Source organism: Haloarcula sp. HT12 (genome assembly GCF_055271655.1).
Map to the genome: position 1 here is coordinate 260,049 of NZ_JBUXKW010000003.1, position 22,156 is coordinate 282,204.

16 protein-coding genes are annotated in these 22,156 nt (G+C 65.1%); 12 read left to right on the plus strand and 4 right to left on the minus strand.

The annotated features are described in order from the left end of the window. Positions 1-131 precede the first annotated feature (131 nt). The 9 genes from ACY9XZ_RS10945 (at position 132) to ACY9XZ_RS10985 (ending at position 13,824) form a co-directional block, all read left to right on the plus strand. A complete protein-coding gene (locus ACY9XZ_RS10945) occupies positions 132-3,932 on the plus strand; it encodes a CARDB domain-containing protein (RefSeq protein WP_463457069.1) in 3,801 nt (1,266 codons plus the stop codon). An 84-nt stretch (positions 3,933-4,016) separates the two neighbouring features. Then, positions 4,017-5,336, plus strand: a complete 1,320-nt coding sequence (locus tag ACY9XZ_RS10950) for a CARDB domain-containing protein (protein WP_463457070.1) — start codon at positions 4,017-4,019, stop codon at positions 5,334-5,336. A 71-nt stretch (positions 5,337-5,407) separates the two neighbouring features. Continuing rightward, complete coding sequence (locus ACY9XZ_RS10955) at positions 5,408-6,442, plus strand: NAD(P)/FAD-dependent oxidoreductase (protein ID WP_463457071.1); 1,035 nt, start codon at positions 5,408-5,410, stop codon at positions 6,440-6,442. Between the two features lie 36 nt (positions 6,443-6,478). After that, on the plus strand, positions 6,479-8,632 hold the full coding sequence (rqcH, locus tag ACY9XZ_RS10960) for a ribosome rescue protein RqcH (protein ID WP_463457072.1): 2,154 nt from the start codon (positions 6,479-6,481) through the stop codon (positions 8,630-8,632). Between the two features lie 42 nt (positions 8,633-8,674). After that, a complete protein-coding gene (locus ACY9XZ_RS10965) occupies positions 8,675-9,700 on the plus strand; it encodes an AIR synthase family protein (protein WP_463457073.1) in 1,026 nt (341 codons plus the stop codon). A 156-nt stretch (positions 9,701-9,856) separates the two neighbouring features. Further along, positions 9,857-10,558: a DUF4013 domain-containing protein gene (locus ACY9XZ_RS10970; protein WP_463457074.1), complete on the plus strand. Its 702-nt coding sequence runs from the start codon at positions 9,857-9,859 to the stop codon at positions 10,556-10,558. 126 nt (positions 10,559-10,684) lie between these two features. After that, complete coding sequence (locus ACY9XZ_RS10975) at positions 10,685-11,404, plus strand: DUF4013 domain-containing protein (RefSeq protein ID WP_463457075.1); 720 nt, start codon at positions 10,685-10,687, stop codon at positions 11,402-11,404. 77 nt (positions 11,405-11,481) lie between these two features. Further along, positions 11,482-12,549 carry an mRNA surveillance protein pelota gene (locus ACY9XZ_RS10980; RefSeq protein WP_424329150.1) on the plus strand — a complete coding sequence of 356 codons (1,068 nt, stop codon included), beginning with the start codon at positions 11,482-11,484 and terminating at the stop codon, positions 12,547-12,549. Positions 12,550-12,666: 117 nt separating this feature from the next. Then, complete coding sequence (locus ACY9XZ_RS10985) at positions 12,667-13,824, plus strand: sensor histidine kinase (RefSeq protein ID WP_463457076.1); 1,158 nt, start codon at positions 12,667-12,669, stop codon at positions 13,822-13,824. Here ACY9XZ_RS10985 and ACY9XZ_RS10990 read toward each other — a convergent pair. Then, a complete protein-coding gene (locus ACY9XZ_RS10990) occupies positions 13,821-14,573 on the minus strand; it encodes an MBL fold metallo-hydrolase (protein ID WP_463457077.1) in 753 nt (250 codons plus the stop codon). The genes ACY9XZ_RS10985 and ACY9XZ_RS10990 overlap by 4 nt on opposite strands. A gap of 283 nt (positions 14,574-14,856) precedes the next feature. Between ACY9XZ_RS10990 and ACY9XZ_RS10995 the strand changes: the two genes are divergently transcribed. Continuing rightward, on the plus strand, positions 14,857-15,471 hold the full coding sequence (locus ACY9XZ_RS10995) for a class I SAM-dependent methyltransferase (RefSeq protein WP_463457078.1): 615 nt from the start codon (positions 14,857-14,859) through the stop codon (positions 15,469-15,471). Positions 15,472-15,494: 23 nt separating this feature from the next. On the opposite strand, the gene ACY9XZ_RS11000 is transcribed toward ACY9XZ_RS10995, so the two are convergent. After that, positions 15,495-16,322, minus strand: a complete 828-nt coding sequence (locus tag ACY9XZ_RS11000) for an ArsR/SmtB family transcription factor (protein ID WP_463457079.1) — start codon at positions 16,320-16,322, stop codon at positions 15,495-15,497. Between the two features lie 68 nt (positions 16,323-16,390). Continuing rightward, positions 16,391-17,263, minus strand: coding sequence for a dihydrodipicolinate synthase family protein (locus ACY9XZ_RS11005; RefSeq protein ID WP_463457080.1), 873 nt, complete (start codon positions 17,261-17,263; stop codon positions 16,391-16,393). Between the two features lie 95 nt (positions 17,264-17,358). On the opposite strand from ACY9XZ_RS11005, the gene ACY9XZ_RS11010 reads away from it, so the two are divergent. Both ACY9XZ_RS11010 and ACY9XZ_RS11015 read left to right on the plus strand, forming a co-directional pair. Further along, the gene (locus ACY9XZ_RS11010) at positions 17,359-20,109 is read left to right on the plus strand and encodes an ATP-dependent helicase (RefSeq protein ID WP_463457081.1); all 2,751 of its coding nucleotides are present in this window, start codon (positions 17,359-17,361) and stop codon (positions 20,107-20,109) included. A gap of 84 nt (positions 20,110-20,193) precedes the next feature. Further along, positions 20,194-20,829, plus strand: coding sequence for a beta-class carbonic anhydrase (locus ACY9XZ_RS11015; RefSeq protein ID WP_463457082.1), 636 nt, complete (start codon positions 20,194-20,196; stop codon positions 20,827-20,829). 137 nt (positions 20,830-20,966) lie between these two features. Here the strand turns inward: ACY9XZ_RS11015 and ACY9XZ_RS11020 are convergent, their stop codons facing one another. Then, positions 20,967-22,025: a twin-arginine translocation signal domain-containing protein gene (locus ACY9XZ_RS11020; RefSeq protein ID WP_463457083.1), complete on the minus strand. Its 1,059-nt coding sequence runs from the start codon at positions 22,023-22,025 to the stop codon at positions 20,967-20,969. Positions 22,026-22,156: the final 131 nt, after the last annotated feature.

Genomic DNA, 22,156 nt, shown 5'->3' on the forward strand with positions numbered 1-22,156 from the left:
ATTACCAGTAATGTCGGGCTGTGGCCCTTATTAGTCTAAAACCGACGATAGCGGGCCTCAAACACGATAATACTACCTTACTCGGCGATTCGTTCCAGCTAACTAATTACGATACTGTCATCGGCCAACCCATGGGTAAGATTACGGGCCTGTGGCTATCAGCGATAACGCTACTATCTGTGGTTGCGGTGTCGACGATGCCGGTAGTCGGTCCGGGTGCCGCGGCTGCGTCCAATCACGGGACAGCGACGATAGAGGGACCGGATATCCAGGTCACGGATGCCGGGCTGAGAGACAAGCGAGCGGACACGGGACAGATGCAGACACCGGAACTCGAACTGTGGGTCGTGTTCGAGAACACGGGTGACGAGGACGGGGAGGAAACGATAACCGTCGAGGTCGGCGGGCGGGAGGTGACGGTCACTGACACCGAGGGGGTGGAGGTCGAGCCGGATGAGCCCAGAAACGTGACCACGACGTACGTCCTAGAGACTGAGGACGGCGGCTACATCGAAGACGGGCAACATGAAGTGACGGTCAACGGGGAATCCGCCGGCACCCTGGTCGTCGGGAAGTCGAACATCAGTACCACTGATTACTCCTGGAACACGACGACGGTCACCGAGGGCGGGGCTGTCGAACTGAGCGTCACCGCGGAGAACACGGGGGCTGTGTCCGGACAGCGGGACATCGAGGTATCTGTTGACGGGGAGTCCGTTGACGCGGTGTCCTTCGACCTGGAACCGGGCGAGTCCGGGACGGACACGTACGTGCACACGTTCGACGAAAACGGGGAGTTCGAGTTCGGCACGGCTGAGGAAACCAGAACCATCACGGTCGAACCGGAGGACGACGAGGGCGGTGGAGCCGGACCGCCGGACGTTGCGGTACAGGACGCCGGACTCGTCGATAAGCGAGTCGATACGAGCCAGAAAAACACGCCGCAACCCCGACTGTGGGTCACGTTCGAGAACGCGGGTGACAGAGCGGATACGGTCCCGATAACCGTCGAGGTCGGCGGGCAGGAAGTGACGGTTATCGGCGCTGACGAGGCGACTGTCGGGCCGGGCCAGACGCGAAACGTAACGACGACGTACGTGCTGGAAACCAGCGACGGATACGTCGACGACGGGGAACACGAGGTGACGGTCAACGGTGAATCCGCCGGTACCCTGGTCGTCGGGAAGCCCAACGTCACTGTCACAGATCACGCCTGGAACACAACGACGATCCCCAGGGGAGGTGCCGTCGAGCTAACCGTCACTGCGGAGAACACGGGTGCAGTCTCCGGGCAGCGAGATGTCTTCACCTCCGTTGGCGGCGAGTCCGTCGACGCTGTATCATTCGATCTGGGACCGGGCGAATCCGGGACGGACACGTACGTACACACGTTCGAAGAAACCGGGGAGTTCGAGTTCGGCACGACCGAGGAAACCCGGACAGTCACGGTCGAACGGCCTGCCACGTTCGAGGTGACCGACAGAGCGCTGAGTTCGACGGCCGTGGCTGAGGGCGACAGTGTCGAGGTGACTGCCACCGTGACGAACACCGGTGACCGGGCAGGGACCTATGAAATCCCGCTGACGGTGGCCGACGAGAACGCCGATTCCAGAGCGGTGGAACTCGATCCCGGTGAATCCACGACCGTCTCGTTCACGGAGCCGTTCACCGCCGTCGGGACCTACGCAATCGACCTGGATGGCGAACGCGTCGGCACGGTCCGAGTCTCCGAACCGGCGACTTTCGAGACGACTACCGTCGAACTGAACCGGACTGACGTCGTCACCGGGGAGTCGATAGCGGTCACGGCGACGGTCCGGAACGAGGGTGACGAGGAAGGAACCGAAAACGTCCGGCTGCAGGAAGACGGCAATACGATAGACACGCAGCCGGTAACGCTCGCTGGCGGCGAGGCGACGACGGTGACGTTCGTTCGGTCGTTCGGCGTCGCGGGGACACGCGCCATCGCTGTCGACAACCAGTATGGAGCCAGCGTGACGGTCACCGAACCGGCGACGTTCGACGTCAGTAACGCGCAGGTCGGGAGCGAAACTGTCACCGAGGGCGGTTCCGTCGATATCAGCGCGACCGTCACGAACACTGGCGACCGGGAGGGGACCTACGAGGCGGCGTTCTCCGTCGCGAACTCCGTCGTCGAGACGCAGACGGTGACGCTGGCCGGCGGCGAGTCGACCCAGGTAACGTACGAACACACCTTTGACGACAGCGACATCTACGCGGTTGACGTCGGCGGTGAACGAGCCGGCACGGTCACTGTCAAGGAACCGGCCGCCTTCGATACGGGGGTCGTCGAACTGAACCGGACAGACGCCCGGGCGGGCGACGCTGTCGAGGTGACTGCGACTATCGTCAACAGCGGCGACGAGGAGGGAACCTCGCCGATCCGTCTCCAGGCGAACGACGAGATCCTGAATTCGAGGAACGTCACGCTCTCGGGCGGCGAGCAGACCGAGATGACGTTCGTTCACGTCTTCGAGAGCGGCGGCGAGTACAACGTGACGGTCAACGGTGCCTCCGGCGGCACCGTCATGGTGACCCAGCCAGCGACCTTCGAGGTGGAGAACGCCCAACTCAGCAGTCCGTCCGTCGAGGAGGGTGACTCGGTGGACGTGACGGCGACCATCGCGAACGTCGGGACCGAGGCCGGGAACTACACCGCGGAACTCTCGGAGAGCGGCGAGGTCCTCAAGAACAGATCCATCGGTCCGGTCCCGGGCGGTCAGACCGAGACTGTCACGTTCAGTATCTCCTTCGACAGCGATGGCGACCGGTCGCTCACAATCGGTGGCGTCTCCGCAGGCACTCTCACTGTCGAAGCCGAAAGCAGTGGTGGCGGTGGTGGAGGCGGCGGTGGCGGTGGAGGCGGCGGTGGTGGAGGCGGCGGTGGAGGCGGCGGATTCAATCTCAATGACGACTCGGACGAGACCGACAACGGCGGCGGCGCAGAACCACCGGCCATCTCGCAGTCCCAAATCGACAACGGCGTCACTGTCCAGGTGACTGCGGACGCCGCAAACTCGACGGTCTCGCAGTCGCTGAACCGTTCCGGCCCGTCTGCGACCGCGCCGGCGTTCACGCTCTCCCGACTCTCGCTCAACGTGACCAACGGAAGCGATGGGTTCAACGCGACGATGCTCGGCCCACAAGCCACACCGAACGACATGGCTGCGGTTCAGGAAGACGGTGTGCGGGGGTACGTAACCGTCACCTCCGGCGCAAACGCGTCTGCTATCAGCCGTGCGACCTACACCCTGGAGCTCAACGAATCGTCGCTGCCGGCGGACGGGTCGATGGACGATGTCCGGGTGTTCCAGTACCACAACGGAACCTGGAGTCAGCTACCCAGTACCGTCAACGCGACGAACAAATCGATCCAGGCGACGTCGCCCCATCTGTCAACCATCGCTGTCGTCTCCCCGGTCGCTAATGGGTCCACTCCGACGACAGCCGCGCCCTCGGATGCGAACACACCGACTCCGACGCCCTCCGAACTCACGGTCACCGATGCGTCCCTGCTGGCCGACTGGGTCCGGGCCGGCTTCAACACGTCGGTGCGGGCGACAGTCGAAAACCCGACCGACGAAGCTATCGAACAGACGTTGACAGTCACCGTTGACGGCGAGCCGGTCGCTTCTCGGAGCGTCCGACTTACCGCCGGGGAACAAACCACTGTGACGATGGAGTTCGAGGCTGTCGACGGCGCAGTCGCGGTCAACGGCGTCAGTGCCGGCGACCTGCGCGTTGGCACTGTGTCGGATTCGAGCGGGGGCGACGACACCGGCGAGAGCGGCGGAGGCGCTCAGCCAGCGCCAGAAACGACCGCTGCGTCGGGACCCGGCTTTACCGTCCAGCTAGTCGCGTTGGTGCTCGCGCTGGGTGCTCTCGTTGCTCGCCTTCGACGCCGGTACTGAGTCCCGTCTCGCATCCGCGGAAAGAGCAACTTACCGTGACCTTGCCTCATACGTAACTAATGCTTTACTGGATAAATCCCGACCATGGCAAAGGTACGTGTGCTGGGTATTACTGTTGTGGTGGCTCTCTGCGGTATTACGGCCTCTCCACTGGCGGCTGCCGATGCTATCACGGCCGCCGGCAATAGCGCGACCTTCGAGGTGACCGACGCGACTGTCGACCCGACGAGGGTCACGCAGGGAGAGACGGCCGAGGTCACAGCGACCGTCGAGAACAGCGGGAACGAAAGCGGGACGTTCACCGCGGAGTTGACGCGGAACGGGACGGTGACACAGACAAGGGAGGTCAGTATCGAGGGTAGTTCGACGCGGGACGTCACCTTCACTGTGGAACCGGCCGCCACGGGAGCGTACGACCTGTCGGTCAACGGCGTCGACGCGGGGACACTGACCGTCAACGACTCGGCTTCGTTCGACGTGGTACGTGCGGACATAGACGAGGGGACGGTCGAGGTCGGCGAGGCCGTCGACGTAACGGCGACTGTCGAGAACACCGGTGAAAGCAACGGAACGCACGAGGTGTCCCTACAGGCCGATGGAACGACAGTCGAAACACGAACGACCGAGGAGATCAAACCCGATGAACGCGAGGAGGTGACGTTCGAATACGCTCCCGACGAGCCTGGAGAACAGTCCATCGCCGTCGACGATGTCTCTATCGGGACGCTAACTGCTGCAGATGCGGAGACGGAAGCGGACGAAGAGACGGAGGAAGGAGACGCGGATGACGACGATGCAGATGACGACGATTCGGATAGCGACGAAGCCGATGACCAGGACCGGGCCGAGACACCGGCCGAGGAGGAGACGACGCCACGGAACGAGACGTCGGGGGGCGGCGCTCAGGCCGACAATGCGACCGAAACCGAGCCGAACCGGACCGACGAGTCGACGGCGACCAGCACGCCCGAACGAGGCGCAGACAGCAGCGGGCCCCTTCGCATCACGGACGCATCGTTGTCGGCTGACTGGGTTCGGTCCGGGTTCAATACGACCGTGCGAACGACGGTCCGGAATCCCCGGTCGCAACCGGTCAACGAGACGCTGACCGTGACAGTCGATGGCGAACCGGTGGCGACGAATCGGGTGACCCTCGATCCCGAGGAGGAAACAGCCGTCGAAACCGAGTTCGAGGCGGTCGACGGGACCGTCCGGGTCAACGGCGAGCCAGCGGGCCAGCTCACGGTCGAAAACCAGTCCGTTTCGGCCACCGGCGCCGATGAAGCGGCGACAACCGCGGCCCAGGGCCCAGGGTTCTCACTCGCACAAGCGGGCGTAGTGGTCGCGGTTCTTGCCGTCATCGGCTGGGCGCGTCGGGATCTCCGACGCCGGCGGGACCGCTGAATCGGACCGCAGGCTGGCGATCCGAACTGATTGTGTGGTGGGTTTTTACTCGTACCGTCCGACAATCAGGTATGGCTCGTGACCTCGCAGTCGTCGGTGCCGGTGCTGCCGGTGCGGCGGCAACGTACGCGCTCCACGACGCGGAAGTCGACGTGACAGTGTTCGAGAAGAGCCGCGGCGTCTGCGGGCGCGCCGCGACCCGTCGGCACGGCGACTGCACGTACGAGTACGGGGCGAACTATCTCAAGGCCGACGACGGCCGCGTGACGGAACTGGTCACGGAGACGCTCCCGACCGAGGGGCTCGTCGATATCGAGGAACCGGTGTACACGTTCGACAGGGCGGGCGAAATCAACGCCGGTCGGGACGCCGACGAACACAAGTGGACGTACGAGGCGGGCATCACGCAGCTCGCAAAGCGGCTGTTCGGCGAGACCGACGCCGAGGTAGAGAACGGCGTCCGGGTCGAACGTCTGGAGCGTCACCGCGACGGCTGGCGGCTCGAAGACGGCGACGGCGCCGACCTGGGACACTTCGACGCCGCGTTGCTGACCCCACCGGCTCCGCAGACGGCTGACCTATTGGGGCAGTCGCGGTGGGACCACGACGACTGCCGTGACCTTCGGCAGGAAATCGCTTCGGTCCCCTATCGGACAGTCATCGCCGGCGTGTTGCACTACCCCTTCGAACTCGACGTGCCGTGGTACGCCGCGGTCAACAGCGACAAGGACCACGACATCGGCTGGATCGGCCGCGAGGAGTGCAAGGGCGGGCACGTCCCCGACGGCGAGTCCCTCTTGCTGGTCCAGATGAACGAACCGTGGTCGATTGCGAACTACGACGAACATCCCGACACACTCATTGGGGATATCGCGGCGCGGACGGCGCGACTGCTGGACGACGACCGACTGGCAGACCCGGACTGGACCGACCACCAGCACTGGCGCTACTCCCAGCCCGAAGGCGAAGTCGACCACGACCTGCTGTCGTGTGCGGCCGAGCACGACCTGCACTTCGCCGGCGACTGGGTGGCCGGTGAGGGGCGACTCCACGCGGCGCTGCGGAACGGACTGGAGACGGGCGAGGCAATCGCCGACAGCGGGTAACGGAACGCCTTTGGGTGCCCGCCGACAGCCACCGACATGGACCACAAGCGGGAACTGACGAGCGTCGACCTCGCCGCCCTGGAGGGTGAACTCGCCGGCTACGAGGGCGCGAAGCTCGACAAGGCGTACCTCTACCCCGAGGACGACCTCGTCAGACTGAAGCTCCGGGACTTCGACCGCGGGCGCGTCGAGTTCCTCATCGAGGTCGGCGACGTCAAGCGCGCCCACGTTGCCGACCAGAGCCACGTCCCCGACGCACCGGGTCGCCCCCCGGACTTCGCGATGATGCTCCGGAACCGGCTGTCGGGGGCCGACCTCGTCCGCGTCGAGCAGTTCGAGTTCGACCGCATCATCGAACTGGAGTTCGACCGCGAGGACGCCTCGACGACTATTGTCGCAGAACTGTTCGGCGACGGGAACGTCGCCGTGCTGGACGAACACGGCGAGGTTATCGACTGTCTGGAGACGGTGCGGCTCAAGTCGAGGACTGTCGCGCCGGGGACGCCCTACGAGTTCCCCTCGGCGCGGTTCAACCCGATGACCGTCGACTACGACGGGTTCGTCGCCCGGATCGAGGAATCCGACGCCGACCTCGTGCGGACGCTGGCGACACAGCTGAACTTCGGCGGCTTGTATGGCGAGGAGCTGTGTACCCGCGCCGGCATCGACTACAACGTCGCCGTTGACGACCTCGACGAGTCCGATTTCCAGCGGCTGTACGAACTCGTCGACGAGATGAAGACGCGTCTGCGTGAGGGGAACGTCGACCCCCGGGTGTACTACGAGACCCTCGACGACGATGGGGGTGCAAGCAGCGGGGAGGGCGACGACGAACCAGACCGCCGTCGCGTAGACGTGACGCCGATTCCGCTGGCGGAGTACGAGGAACTGTACAGCGAGTCCTTCACGGAGTTCAATCCCGCGCTGGACGACTACTTCTTCAATTTCCAGCGCGAGGAGGAAGTCGAGGGCGGCGAGACCCAGCGGCCGGACTTCGAGGCCGAGATCGAGAAGCAGAAACGCATCATCCAGCAGCAGGAGCAGGCCATCGAGGACTTCGAGGCCGACGCCGAGGCCGAGCGGGAGAAGGCCGAACTGCTGTACGCCAACTACGACCTCGTCGACGACGTGCTCTCGACGGTCCAGGCCGCCCGCGAGGACGACGTGTCCTGGGACGACATCGAGGCGAAGTTCGACGAGGGGGCCGACCGCGGCATCGCGGCCGCCGAGGCGGTCGTCTCGCTCGACGGAAGCGAGGGAACGGTGACCCTCGACATCGACGGGACGCGCGTCACCGTCGACGCCTTCACCGGTGTCGAGAAGAACGCCGACGAACTGTACAAGGAGGCAAAACGCATCGAGGAGAAGAAGGAGGGTGCGCTCGCCGCAATCGAGAACACTCGCGAGGACCTCGAAGCGGTCAAGGAACGTCGGGACGAGTGGGAAGCCGACGACAGCGAAGACGACGTCGACGAGGACGAGGGCGAGGACGAACCGACCGACTGGCTCTCGATGCAGTCCATTCCAACCCGGTCGACCGAGCGCTGGTACGAGCAGTTCCGCTGGTTCCACACCTCGGACGGCTTCCTCGTCATCGGCGGCCGTGACGCCGACGAGAACGAGGAACTGGTCAAGAAGTACCTGGAGGGCGGTGACAAGTTCTTCCACGCCCAGGCCCACGGTGGCCCGGTCACGGTGCTGAAAGCCACCGGTCCCAGCGAGCCGTCAAAGGAGGTCGACTTCCCGCAGTCCTCGCTGGACGAGGCCGCCCAGTTCGCGGTCTCGTACTCCTCGGTCTGGAAGGACGGGAAGTTCGCCGGCGACGTGTACATGGTCGACCCCGACCAGGTGTCGAAAACGCCCGAAAGCGGCGAGTACCTGGAGAAGGGCGGGTTTGCTATCCGCGGCGACCGGACGTACTTCGAGTCGACGCCGGTTGGCGTCGCTGTCGGCATCACCTGCGACGACGAGACGCGGGCCATCGGCGGTCCACCGGCGGCTATCGAGGGGCAGGCCGCGACGAGCATCACCGTCGAACCGGGCCAGTACGCCCAGAACGACATCGCCAAGCGACTGTACCGTGAGTTCCGCTCGCGGTTCGCCGACGAGTCGTTCGTTCGCAAAGTCGCCAGTCCGGACCAGATACAGGAGTTTCTGCCGCCCGGCGGCAGTCGGATGACCGAGGAGTGACGATGCCGGGCCAGCGCGTTCGGGCTGGAGGTGGCTGTCTGGATGAGTGACCTCGGGAAAATCGACCGCGAACTGTTCGACAGCGTCATCTACCCCGAACTGGGCGCGGACCGCGAGGACGTGGTGCTCGGCCCGACCCACGGCATCGACTTCGGCGTCATCGATATCGGCGGCGAGGCCCTCGTCACGGCGACCGATCCCCTGTCGGTCCTCCCCGATTTAGGCTTCGAGCGGGCCGGACGGTTTGCGCTCGATGTAGTATTGGCTGACGTGGCCGTTTCGGGGGTTCCGCCGTCGCACCTCTCCGTGACGTTCACCCTCCCGCCTGAGATGACCGACGACGAACTGGCGGCGATGTGGCACGGCTTCGCCGGGCGGGCCGATGAAGTGGGTGTGAGCGTCGTCACCGGCCACACCGCCCGCTACTCGGGCGTCGACTACTCCTGGGTCGGCGGCGCGACGGTGCTTGGCGTCGGGTCCCACGACGACATCGTCCGGCCGGACGGCGCGCGGCCGGGCGACAAACTGGTCGTCGGGACCGGCCCCGGTGCGGAGGTCGCGGGCCTGTTCGCGACCCTCTTTCCGGAGCAGATCGGGCTCTCACCAGACCGCATTGCCGCCGCACAGGAGCGCCTGGCTGACACCGCGCTCGTCGAGGACGCCACGGCCGCGGCCAACGCCGGTGCGGTGACGGCGATGCACGACGCCACGGAGGGCGGTATCACCGGGGCGTTCATCGAGATGGCCGACGGCGCAGGTGCACGCTTCGACGTTGATAGCGAGGCGGTCCCCCTGGCAGACGGCGTCGGGGCGCTCTGTGACGCGCTCGATATCGACCCCTGGCACGTCAGCAGTTGCGGGACGCTGCTGGCCGCTGTCGACCCCACAGACGCCGACGACGTCGTCGGTGCGCTCCGTGACCGCGGGACGCCGGCCGCCGTCGTCGGCGAGGTGACCGTCGGCGAGGGGCTGTACGTCGACGGCGTTCAACAGTCACACCCCGGCGCAGACCCCTCGTGGGAGGCGTTCGCGCGACTGCAGGCGGCCGCGGACTCCGCCAGCGAGTGACCCGCTGACCCCACCGTTGGAGTTGTCTGTGAGTGATAGCACGGCACACGTATTGGTATATATACTTGTAAGTTGTATTATAGTTCAATGTGACACCTCGTCGTGACTGACGTGGCAGCGGCCACGTCGGCCAGCCTGATGTCACGGAGTACCATCATGTTCCAAGAAGCCATAACGTATCCGCGAGAGAGCGACAGTGCAGTGAAAACAATCGCCATCGGGGGCGCGTTGCTGTTCCTGAGCGTCCTCGTCGTCCCGCTGTTCTTCGTGTTCGGGTACGTCGTCCGGACGCTCCGGGCGGTACTGAACGGCGAAACCGAACCGCCGGTGTTCGACGACTGGGGCGAGTTGGGCATGGACGGGCTGAAGGCGTTCGCCATCGCGTTCGTCTACTCGCTGGTCCCGACGGTGATCGTGACGGCGGCGCTGTTCCTCACCGTTGTCTCCTTCGGACCCAGCGGCGACACGCTGCTCAGCGGCCTGGTCGCGGGCCTGCTCGTTACAGTCGCCGCGCTCGGAATGCTCGTCATCTCCCTGGCCGCGGCGTACGCAGTCCCTGCTGCCGTCGTCGCCTATGTTCGGACCGACAGCGTCGGCGCGGCGTTCTCGCCGAGCGAGCTTCGCCCGCTCGTGTTCAGTCGGACCTACGCGACCGGCTGGCTCGTCGCGTTCGGGATCAGCCTCCTCGCCGGCGTCGTCATCAGCGTCCTGAACGCCACCGTCGTTGGTGCCGTTCTTGCTCCCTTCGTGGTGTTCTACGCCTACGTGGCCGGGACCTACGCTATCGGGACCGCCGTCCGAGAGATGCCTGCGGTCGATCCGGGCGACGTATTGCCGGACGGCCGCCCCGCCGCGTAGGCGGGTGTGCCAATCCCAGTCCGGGAGTATCGGTCTGTTGGCGTTCTTTTATGTCATCTGCGTTTGAACACCGCGATATCACGGAGCCGGTCGGCCGCTGGTCGCCCGCCGAGTGATACACCCACCATGTTTGAAGACGCACTTCGCTACCCCTGGAACGGCGAGCAGAAGGTCGAAACGCTACTGGTCGGCGGCGTGTTGAGCTTGCTGGGCGTGTTTTTCATCCCGGTGTTGTTCGTGTACGGCTATCTCGTCCGGGTCGTCAGGGCAGTGCATGAGGGCAACGACGAGATCCCGCCGGTGTTTGACGAGTGGGGGGAGTTGCTCGTCGAAGGACTGGTCGCATTTCTGATTTCGCTGGTGTATTCGCTCGTCCCGCTGGTGGTCATCGGCCTCGCAATCGCGTCGTTCATCTTGCCTGCATCCGTGGTCACGACGGCAGGCGGTGAACCGTCGGCGGGTATTGCCATCGGCGGTCTCCTGCTCGCGCTCGTCGTTATCGTCGTCACCGTCGCTGTCTCGCTCGGCGTAGCGTATCTCCTCCCCGCAGCCGTGGCTGCGTACGCAGTGACCGGGCGCGTCGGTGCGGCGTTTTCGCCCGGCGCGCTGCGTACGATTGGCGGATCAGGGACGTACGCCGTCGCGTGGGTGGTCGCCGTCGGTATCGCTATCGGCGCGCAGGTGGTCGGCGGCTTCGCCTCCGTCACCGTGGTCGGCGTCGTCCTGGTCCCATTCATTTCGTTTTACGGCAACGTCGCCGGCGCGTACGCTATCGGGACGGCGATCCGGGAAGTTCCGGCTCTCGGTTTCGACTCTGAGACACCCGCTTCGCGCTCTGTCGCTTGACGGCCCAGTATCTGTTTTTCACCTCGGTAGCGCAACGAATGGCAGAACACTTGTGTCCCTGAAGCGGACTCTCGGGTATGCAGATACAGAGTCAGGAGACCACCGCCGAAGGGGCAGAGCGCATCGAGGTGGTCCCCGAGACGCTGGACGACCTCTGGCATCTCTCGTACGTCATCGAGCCGGGGGACCTCGTCTCCGGCGATACGACGCGACGCATCCAGCGCAACGACGACAACCTCCGGGACAAGGGCGGCGAGCGCGAGCCGATGTGGATCCAGATCGAGGTCACCGACGTGGAGTTCGCGAAGTTCGCCAACCGCCTCCGGGTCGGCGGGGAAATCGTCGACTGCTCGCGGGAGGACCAGCTCGGTTTTCACCACACACTCAACGTCGAGGAACACACCGAACTCACCGTCGAGAAACACCTCAAGCCCGACCAGGCCGACCGCCTGGAGGAGGCTGTCGAAGCGACGGAGAACCCCGACGTGGCAATCGCGACCGTCGAGGAGGGTGAGGCCCACGTCCACACGGTCGCCCAGTACGGCACCGAGGAGCGGGCGACCATCACCTCGACGACTGGCAAGGGGGAGTACGCCCGCCCGCGGAAGGAACTGTTCGACGAGCTGGCCTCCGTGCTCAAGCGCCAGGACGTGGACGCGTACATCCTCGCTGGCCCCGGCTTCACCAAGCAGGACGCGCTCGACCACTTTCAGGACGAGATTCCCGAGATCGCCGAACAGATCACGGTTGTGGACACGTCGGCCGTCGGCGACCGTGGCGTCCACGAAGTGCTCAAACGCGGCGCTGTCGAGGACGTGCAACAGCAGACTCGCATCGCCGAGGAGGCGGATTACATCGACGAACTGATGGAGCGCATCGGGTCGGGCGCGGAGGTCGCCTACGGCCCGGAGGAAGTCGCCAAGGCGGCCGACTACGGCGCTATCGAAACGCTGCTTGTACTCGATGAGCGCCTCCGGCTGGAGCGGGCCGGCGAGGGCGACTGGGATATCGACGTCGACCAGATCATCGAGACGACAGAGCAGAAAGGTGGTGACGTGACCGTCTTCTCCGCGGAGTTCGCGCCCGGACAGCAACTCTCGAACCTTGGCGGTATCGCGGCGCTACTGCGGTACCGACTCGACTGAGCCCTCGGCCCGCTCGCGTGTTCCCTGGCTTTCATTTCATCGGTGAAACCCCCGAAACCGTTTTTTGTCCCGCTCTCTATTGCTACGTAGTTCCAATGTCTGCGAGGAGTGGGTGAGATGTCGTTCGAAGAGCAACAAGACTTTGCCAGACAGGTCGCCGATCTGAACAAGTACGGCCAGGCGCTCAATCGGTGTGACTCCGTCGACGAAGTCGTCTCCCTCACGCTCGAAGCGATGTCGTTGCTGTTCGAGTTCTCCTACTCTACGTTCGTCGAGGTGCGCGAGGACGACCTCCGGGTCGTCCACAGCACGAATCCGAATTTTGTCCAGGGCGAGTCACCGAGTGACCTAGCGCACCGGGCCCAGGAGGCCGGCGAGACGCTCGTCGAACAGGGCGCGGAAGCCGCTGTCACCGCTGACTCGGACGTGACGGGTGCGCTCGCTGTGCCGGCCCGGATGGGTGACGAGGTGACGGCCGTGTTGGTCACGCGGTCCCGAACCGTCGAGGAGTTCGGCGACGAGTACGTCAGACCGATGGAGATTCTCGCGACCCACGCTGCGACGGCCATCTCCAACATCCGTTCCCGCGAGCGACTGGAGCGCGCACACCGGGACCTGGAACGGCGAAAGGAGATGATCGAGATGTACGACCGGCTCCTCCGCCACGACCTGGGCAACGACCTCCAGGTCATCGCCGGGTTCGCTGATGCCGTCGCGGGACAGGTCGACGGCCAGACGGCGGAGTACGCCGGCAAGATACAGCGTGCGGCCGAGAGCGCCGCGGACCTCATCCAGCGCGTCGGCGACCTCGTCTCGACGCTCGAAGCCCAGGACAACCCGGAACCACGGGACCTCGCCACGGTTCTCGGGGAGACGGTTCGGGATGTCAGCGTCAACTACGGGTCACTGACCGTCGACTTCGAGGCGTCGGCCTTCGACTACCAGGTGTACGGCGGTGACCTGCTCGACTCCGTGTTCACGAACGTCATGTCGAACGCGGCGGTCCACAACGAGGGCGAGGTCCACATGCGCGTGTATCCGGCGGACGTCGGCTCCGACGAGGTCACCGTCTGTTTCGCCGACGACGGGGACGGTATCCCGCCGGACCTGCGCGAGGATATCTTCGAGATGGGTGTCAAGGGGCAGGAGAGTCCGGGGACCGGCTTCGGCCTCGGGTTCGTCCGGGCGCTGACCGAGTCCTACGGCGGCGAGGTTACCGTGGCCGAGAGCGACGCCGGCGGGGCCGAGTTCCGCGTCACGCTCGAACGCGTCTAGCTGACAGTTATCGTCAGGCCGTCCTCGGCGAACTGCACGTCGCCGTCGTAGCTATCGGCTATCGACTCCAGCATCTCCTCGTGTCGCCCCTCCGTGTGTGGGTACAGGTGGGTGAGATACACGCGCCCGACCTCGGCGTCGGCATCGCGCAGCGTCTCACCGAGCGTCGTCGGCGTCGGGTGATTCGACACGTCGACGTCGTCCGGGAACGAGCAGTCGTGGACGAGCACCGCCGACCCGTCGGCGAACTCGATGAGGTCGGTAAACGCCTCCGAGTCGGCGCCGAGCGTTATCGTCGGACCGTCGTCGACGGAGAGCCGATAGGCGAAACACTGCATCGAGTGGCGCGTCTCGCACGTGTCGCCGTCGAACCCGGCCAGGTCGAAGGGTCCGCCGTCGAGGTCTCTGAGCGTCAGGTCAAGCCGGTCTTGCATGTAGTCGTGTGTTTCGAGGAGGTCCCGGACCAGGTCGCTCGTGCCCGGCGGGCCGGCTATCGTGAGATCGGTTTCGCCGGCCAGCCAGCGGGCCTTCATCAGCACGTCGAGATCGGAGACGTGGTCCAGATGGTGATGGGTCAACAACACGGTATCGACGCCTTCGTAGCCGGTTTCCGTTCGGGCCAGCGAATGCAACACGCCGCTGCCACAGTCGACGAGCAGCCGGCTACCGTCTTGTTCCAGGAGATAGCCGGACTGCATTCGCGAGCCAGTTGGCATGGCGCTGCCGGTGCCGAGAAACGTGAGGCGCATACTGGGCGACAGCGAGCGAACGGACAAAGGCGTTGGCGTGTGGGGACACGCTGCCAGGGAAACCACCAGGGAGCGTCAGCGGAGAGAGGGCGGTGGCCGTCGGCGGGGACGGGGGCAGGGCGGCTGTGTGGGCAAGTCACCCGTCGACGGCGCAGTTCATCCTTTGGACGGGGATAGCAAAAACGCACCTGTGGCTCAAAACGCGTTTTAACCGACCGATACCGGAATCGAAACCGCAACACGGAGCGGGACACACTTGTACGACCGCGACGGATAGAGTAGTATGAAGAAATCACTCGACGAGCACGCCGAACGGTTCTCCGAACACGCCGACGCGTACGACGATGACCAGGATTCGGCGGCGTATCGCGCCTGTGTCGACTTCGTCGTCGAACACGCGGCTCCCCAGAGCGACGACGTGGTACTCGACCTCGGTACAGGCACCGGTGCTATCGCGTTCGCGCTCGCGGGCGACGCCCAGGCGGTAATCGGCCGCGACATCAGCGACGGGATGCTGGAGAAAGCCCGGGAGAAGGCCGACGAGCGGGGAGTCGAGAACGTCTCGTTCGGAACCGGTCGCTTCCGCGCCCCGGACGTCGACGGCCCGGTCGACATCGTCACGTCGAACTTCGCGATGCACCACCTCGGGGACGACGAGAAGCGCGACGCGATTGACACCATCGCCGACCTGGAACCGCGCCGCGTCGTCCTCGGCGACGTGATGCTGTTCGGCGACGACGACCCGGACGCCCCGTTCTACAGCCCCGAGGTCGACGACCCCGCGACCGTCGGCGTCCTCGCCGACGCCTTCACCGACGCCGGCTACGCGCTGACGGCCGTCGAAATGGTCACCGAGCAGGCCGGCGTGCTGGTCGCCGAACGGATAGATCCGGACTGAAGCGATTGGATCGCTGACCCGGCTTACCGGTAGTTCCGGTACGTCCAGAAGGAGACGTACAGCGTCAGGACAAGCAGTCCGCCGAGGAAGAAGGCCACCCCCGGTTCGAGGTCGAACCCGCCACTGGCCGCGGCGTCGGTCGTCAGCCGCTGGGCCTCCTCAGTCATCGCCTCGACCGGCGTGTCGGCTTCCGGGGCCGGAGTCTGTTCTGGGGCCGGCGTGGCCTCCGGCGTCTCCGTTGCCTCGGCGATCCCGATCCCGCCGTCGTCCTCCGGCGTCGGGGTCGGCGTGGGTTCGGCCTCCGCGGCCGTCTCAGTCGCCGAATCCAGACTCTCTGCGTCCCCGCCACCCTGACCACCGTCGCCGGCGGTGCCCGCGTCGCCGCCGGCTCCCGAACTCCCGAACTGGATCGGGAACTGTCCCAGCAGGAGCTGCAGCATGACGCTGGCCGCTGTGAGGATACCGACGACGGGCAGGACGCGGCGAACGAGCGAGCGAAGCGACTGCTTGCGCTCCCGGGTCCCGACGAACAACACCAGCGGGTCGTCCGGGGGCTCGTACACGTTCATCTCCTGGCCCTTCTCGGAGTACTGGACTCCGGCGACGGTGATGAGCTCCTCGTCTTCCAGTTTCTCCAGGTGATAGGAGACCTTCTGTATCGACATATCGAGCCGGTCGGCCAGTTCTGAGGGCGTGCCCGGTTCTTCGTAGACAGTGTTGAGGATTTCCCTGGCCGTTTCCGAGGAGAGGGCATCGAGTACGGCTGAGACGTCTTCGTCGACCCCGACGACCTGGAGCTCCCCGTCCTGTGAGGTGCTCGTGTCGGGGCCGCGGGAGGGCAGCAACGACATATATTGCGTTCACTGCCGCCCAGCGTAATGAATCTCGTGGAACCTCACAGCGCTATTTAACTCTCCCGTCACAGCAGCGCGGTCACGGTCTCGACGGCGTCCTCGGGGAGTCCGGTTCGCGGCGGGCGGACCGTGGCGTGGTCGATGACGCCGCGGTCGGCCAGTAGTGTCTTTACTGTCGGTGCAAAGCCGAACTCCCCGCAGGCCTCCGAGAGCGGTGCAAGGATTTCCCGCTGGACCGTTCTCGCGGTCCCGATATCGCCGTCCGCGACGGCGGCGCCCGCTCGCTGGAGTTCGTCCGTCAGGAGATGCGACAGGGCGCTGACGCCGCCGTCGCCGCCCAGCACGAGCGACGGGACGAACAGGCCGTCGTGGCCCTGATAGATGGTGAAATCCGCCGGCGTTCGGTTGAGGACCGCGGTGACGTACGGGAGGTCGCCCGAGGAGTCCTTGAGCCCCGCGACGGCGTCGGACTCGGCGAGCGTGGCGACCGTGTCGACGGACAGCTCCTGTCCGACGGCGCCGGGGATGTTGTAGAGGTAGACCGGTAGCGGGGCGTCGGCCAGTATCTGTTCGAAAAACGCCTCATTGCCCGCCTCGCTGGCCTGACCGCCGTAGTAGGGCGGGACGACCAGCGTGCTGTCAGCGCCCTGCTCCGCAGCGAACGCCATCCGCTCGCGGACGGTCGCAACGTCGGTCGCGGCCGTCCCGACGATGACGCGGCAGTCGTCGGGCGCTGTCTCGATGACGCTTCGGACGACGGTCCGGTACTCTTCGGGCGACAGCGTCTCGAACTCCCCGGTTGTCCCGCAGGGAACGACGCCGTCGACGCCGGCCGCCGAGACGTGGCGGACCAGCGATTCGAGGCTGGCGATGTCGAGGTCGCCGTCTGCGTCGAAGGGTGTCACAAGCGGCGTCAGTACGTCGAATGATTCGGCCATGCCACTGGCCAGGCACGGGGGTCGCTTATTCGTTTCCCGTCGATACGGCGGAACCCACTTGCCGCGGCGGTCCTACTGGTCGGTAAGAGCCGACAATGGGAGGACGCGAGCGTCTCGCAGCGACGGACCCGAGCTTCGACCCGGAGACGGTCGACATCGACGACGCCGAGGTGCTTTCCCGCCTCGCGCCCGTCGTCCAGGAGTGGTGGGTCGAGCAGTTCGGCGAGTTCGTCCCCGGCAACGGCGGCTTCTTCACGCCGCCACAGAAGGAAGCCATCCCGCTCATCCACGAACGCGAGAACGCCCTCATCTGTGCACCGACGGGGAGCGGGAAGACGCTCGCGTCGTTTACCGGCATTATCAACGAACTGTTCGGGAAGGCCCGCGAGGACGAACTCGAAAACTCCGTCTACTGCCTGTACGTCTCCCCGCTGAAATCGCTGGCCAACGACATCCACCGGAACCTCGAACAGCCACTCGACGGCATCACGGCCAAACTCGACGAGCGCGGTGAGGACGTGGACATCCGGCACGCCATCCGCCACGGCGACACCAGCGACAGCGAGCGCCAGGCGATGCTTGAGACGACGCCCCACATCCTCAACACGACACCGGAGACGCTGGCAATTCTACTTAATTCACCGAAGTTCAAGCAGAAACTGAAGACTATCGAGTACGTCATCGTCGACGAGATCCACAGCCTGGCCGAGAACAAGCGCGGGACCCACCTCTCGGTGTCCCTGGAGCGGTTAGAGGAGATGGTCGAGGAGCCCCCGACGCGGATCGGCTGCTCGGCGACCGTCGAGCCGCTGGACACCGTCGCAGAGTTTCTGGTCGGCCGCGAGGAACCCGGCGGCGACCCCCGCGACTACGAGATCGTGGACACGCGCTTCGCCCGCGACTTCGACATGGAGCTGTCCTGTCCGGCCGACGACCTCATCAACACGCCGCGGGACATCGTCACCGAGCGGTTCTACAAGCAGCTCCACGAGCACGCCCAGTCCCACACCAACACGCTCGTGTTCACGAACACGCGCTCTGGGGCTGAGCGCGTGCTGCACAATCTTCGTGAGAAATTCGACGATTACGACGAGTCGAACTCGGGCTGTCACCACGGCTCGCTCTCGAAGGAGAAGCGCCGCGACATCGAGGAGTCGCTGAAGGCCGGAACGCTCGACGTGGTGACGACCTCGACGAGCCTGGAGCTTGGCATCGACATGCCCCACATCGACCTCGTCGTGCAGGTCGGGTCGCCGAAATCTGTGGCCGCGCTGCTCCAGCGCATCGGCCGCGCCGGCCACCAGTTGGGCGAGACAGTGGAGGGCCGCGTCATCGCGCTGGACCGAGACGAACTCGTCGAGTGTGCGGTGATGCTGGAGAAGGCTGAACGGGGCTTCGTCGACCGCGTGTTCATCCCCGAGAACGCACAGGACGTGGCGACACAGCACGTCTACGGCATGGCTATCAACGACGTTCGCCCCGAGGAGACGTTCAAAGGCGTTCTCCGGCGGGCCTACCCCTACCGGGACTACGACGACGAGGACTGGGAGCAGCTGATGCGGTATATGACCGCCGACTACCCGGGGATGGAGGACAAGAACGTCTACGCCAAGATCTGGCGCGACACCAACGACGCGCCCGACGGCGAGCACCACTACGAGGACTACGACGTGGGTCAGCACCTCATCGGCAAGCGCGGCCGGCTCGCGCGGGTCATCTACATGACCAACATCGGGACGATTCCGGATTCCTTCACATGTGACGTGGTCACCCGGAGCGACGATAGCTGGGTCGGCCAACTGGACGAATCCTATCTGGACACGCTGGAGAAAGGCGACGTGTTCGTGCTGGGCGGGGACAACTTCGAATACCGCTACCGCCGCGGGTCGAAGGTGTACGTCGACCGGACCGCCGCCCGCCCGACCGTCCCGTCGTGGTTCTCCGAGCGGCTCCCTCTCTCGTATGACCTTGGCCGAGAAATTCTGGACTTCCAGGGCCAGTTGCTGGACCGGCTGGCCGACGGCGGGATGTCGGAAGTTCGGAACTGGCTCCGGACCTTCCCGATTGACGAGAACAGCGTCCGAGCAATCGCCCGCATGTTCCGCGAGCAGGTGGCCTACGCTGGCCCGGACAGCGTGGCGACGGCCGACCGACTGGTCATCGAGGAGACGCTGGATCACGACGAGTACGAGCGCCACTACCACGTCCACTCGAACTACGGCCGGCGGTTCAACGATGGCTTCTCGCGGCTCCTGGCGTATCACATCGCACAGGCGGCCAGCGCGAACGTCCAGGTGGCCGTCGCCGACAACGGCTTCACGCTCTCGATGCCGCTGAACCGCAAGGTCGACATCGCCGGAATCGTCGACGACCTGGATCCGGAGACGGCCCGCGAGGACCTGCGGGCTAGCCTCGATGGAACGGACCTCCTCCAGCGGTACTTCCGCATCAACGCCACGCGGTCGCTGATGATACTCAAACGCTACAAGGGCTACGAGAAGTCGGCCAGCGAGCAGCAGGTCTCCTCGGAGATGCTGCTGGGCTTTGCGGAGGACCTGGGCGACTTCGCCGTGGTCGAGGAGACCTACCGCGAGATACTGGAGGACAAGCTCAACGTCGACGGCATCGAGACTGTCCTGCGCGCGATTCAGGACGGCGACGTGGACGTGGCCCGTATCCGCGTCGACTCGCCGTCGCCGCGGGCCTTCGGCCTCGCGACACTCATGGCCAGCGACGTGGTGCTCGCGGAGGACGAGTCGGCCGTCTTACAGGAGTTCCACCAGCGGGTGCTGGACGAAATCGAGGACGACGACGCCGAAGAGAGTGCCGTCGCCACCGACGACTGACGGACCGACGCTGCCCGCTTTTGATGTGCTACACTGGCTTCGAGCGAACAGTAAAGGGGGCGTGGCGCAAAGGCGTGTTCTGCAATGCCACATCACACGCACGGAAGTAACGACAGCGGACACGAGGAACCGGAGGCCGGCCACGTCCACGAATCCGTCGACGACGGTGTCGACGCGAGAGACGACTGGGCGCGGCGGCGGCGCAAGGGAATCCCAACGGACAAGCAGTTGCTCGTCGTCGCCTGCATGGACGAACGCATCCCCGTCGAAGACGCGCTCGGCCTCTCACTCGGCGACGCACAGATATTCCGGAACGCTGGCGGGAAAGTGACCGACGACGTGATCCGCTCGGCCGCGCTGACGACACAGTACTTCGATACGACCGAAATAATCGTCGTCAACCACACCGACTGCGGGATGATGAGCGCGTCCGACGAGGACGTCGTCGCGGGGTTCGAGGCCGCGGTCGACGGCGACCTTGCTGACGTCGACCTCGACCCGGCGCTGCCGGAGCTAAACATCGGTGATGCGTCCATCGAGGAGTGGGTCCGGATGACCGACGACATCGATGCGGCCTGTGCGGCACAGGTCGAGTACCTCGAAAACCACGAACTGATCCCCGATGACGTCTCCGTGACCGGCTACGTCTACGAGGTCGAGAGCGGCCACCTCCGACGGCCCGGCGAACGGGTCGCCGAGCAGGTCAACGAGCGCGTGTAAATCGGCTGCGGTCGTCATCGGGAGACCGGCAACCGGAACGTAGCAGTATCGGTGACCGTCGACCCACTCCACACCAACGCCCTGCCGACCCCTCTGGAGCCATGGGGGTAGGTTCCCCCTGTGCTGTGTTCGTCTCTTTACTGCTCGGCGACGACCGGGCAATTAACCATCGCCGCGCCGGCGGCCAGGATGTCGGCGTTCTGGGCGGATTCCAGGTCTGAGACGCTGTCGAAATCCGCGTTGTCGAAGATGTTGACCTGCCACAGCGGCGAGTAGCTGTCGTCGCCCGGCAGCGTCGCAGTGACGTTGTGCGTCTGGCCGCTCCCGTCTTCGGAGCGGAACCCGGACGGCGGGCCCCCGCCGTCTTCGTCGGGATTCGCGTTGAAGCTCACGTAAATCGGGGAGAGCGGGACGGTACCGTCGGACGACGATAGCGACGCCTCGCCGAACAGGAAGTACGGGACTACTTCGCCATCGTACCAGCCATTGACGAGGCCAGTAGCACTCTCGTCGGCGCTGTGTCGCAGCTCCGCGGTTGACCCGTCGGGAACCACCGGGCAGTTCTTGATCGTCTCGGTCGGTTCGATGTCGTACCCCGCCTCCCGAATATGAGAGACGCTGGTCGCCGTGTTCGCTTCGTAGCCGTCGGGCACTGTCACTTTGTGGACTTGCCAGAAATCGTTGTACCCCTCGTCGCCGGGTACCACGTCGATGATGTTGAGTTGGTCCTCGACCAGATCACCGTTTTCGTAGAACAGCGCGTAAATCGGGGCCGCCTCGGTCGGCTGGACGTCGAAATCGTAGTACTCGATAACGGTTCCGTCGGGCCCGTACCCCTGTACCAGGAACATGTCGTCGAAGTCGATGGGCTCGTCGGCGTCCGGAAGCGCGCCGTTTGCGCTGCGCTGGTGGAGTATCCCGGCGGCGTCGCTGAACCGGTCGACCGACGCCATCGGGGCGTCGCTGGGATCGGTGGGGTCCATATCGCCGTCCGTCGATCCTTCGGTCATCTCTTCTCCCTCAGTCATTGCGTCGCCGTCCGTCATCTCGCTCTCGGTCATCCCACCTTCGGTCATCTCGCCCTCCGTCATTTCGCCGTCTGTCCCGTCACCGTCGCTGCCGCTACACCCTGCGAGTGCGAGTACAGCCCCGGTGCTTGCAAGCGTCGTGAGGAACCTGCGTCGAGTGTCTGTCATACGCCGTCTGGACACGCGATGGGTTACCTAAAGGGATTTTTTCGAACTCCGGACGAACTGTCCCCCGCGTTCGGGTCGAAACCGTTCCAATTTCGATCCGGAGCCAAACCGTTAATCCGGAGCCGGCCCCT

Bases quoted from the DNA above. Each gene is read 5' to 3' on its own strand.
- ACY9XZ_RS10945 (WP_463457069.1), top strand. From the start codon at position 132: ATGGGTAAGATTACGGGCCTGTGGCTATCAGCGATAACGCTACTATCT.
- ACY9XZ_RS10950 (WP_463457070.1), top strand. From the start codon at position 4,017: ATGGCAAAGGTACGTGTGCTGGGTATTACTGTTGTGGTGGCTCTCTGC.
- ACY9XZ_RS10955 (WP_463457071.1), top strand. From the start codon at position 5,408: ATGGCTCGTGACCTCGCAGTCGTCGGTGCCGGTGCTGCCGGTGCGGCG.
- rqcH (WP_463457072.1), top strand. From the start codon at position 6,479: ATGGACCACAAGCGGGAACTGACGAGCGTCGACCTCGCCGCCCTGGAG.
- ACY9XZ_RS10965 (WP_463457073.1), top strand. From the start codon at position 8,675: ATGAGTGACCTCGGGAAAATCGACCGCGAACTGTTCGACAGCGTCATC.
- ACY9XZ_RS10970 (WP_463457074.1), top strand. From the start codon at position 9,857: ATGTTCCAAGAAGCCATAACGTATCCGCGAGAGAGCGACAGTGCAGTG.
- ACY9XZ_RS10975 (WP_463457075.1), top strand. From the start codon at position 10,685: ATGTTTGAAGACGCACTTCGCTACCCCTGGAACGGCGAGCAGAAGGTC.
- ACY9XZ_RS10980 (WP_424329150.1), top strand. From the start codon at position 11,482: ATGCAGATACAGAGTCAGGAGACCACCGCCGAAGGGGCAGAGCGCATC.
- ACY9XZ_RS10985 (WP_463457076.1), top strand. From the start codon at position 12,667: ATGTCGTTCGAAGAGCAACAAGACTTTGCCAGACAGGTCGCCGATCTG.
- ACY9XZ_RS10990 (WP_463457077.1), bottom strand. From the start codon at position 14,573: ATGCGCCTCACGTTTCTCGGCACCGGCAGCGCCATGCCAACTGGCTCG.
- ACY9XZ_RS10995 (WP_463457078.1), top strand. From the start codon at position 14,857: ATGAAGAAATCACTCGACGAGCACGCCGAACGGTTCTCCGAACACGCC.
- ACY9XZ_RS11000 (WP_463457079.1), bottom strand. From the start codon at position 16,322: ATGTCGTTGCTGCCCTCCCGCGGCCCCGACACGAGCACCTCACAGGAC.
- ACY9XZ_RS11005 (WP_463457080.1), bottom strand. From the start codon at position 17,263: ATGGCCGAATCATTCGACGTACTGACGCCGCTTGTGACACCCTTCGAC.
- ACY9XZ_RS11010 (WP_463457081.1), top strand. From the start codon at position 17,359: ATGGGAGGACGCGAGCGTCTCGCAGCGACGGACCCGAGCTTCGACCCG.
- ACY9XZ_RS11015 (WP_463457082.1), top strand. From the start codon at position 20,194: ATGCCACATCACACGCACGGAAGTAACGACAGCGGACACGAGGAACCG.
- ACY9XZ_RS11020 (WP_463457083.1), bottom strand. From the start codon at position 22,025: ATGACAGACACTCGACGCAGGTTCCTCACGACGCTTGCAAGCACCGGG.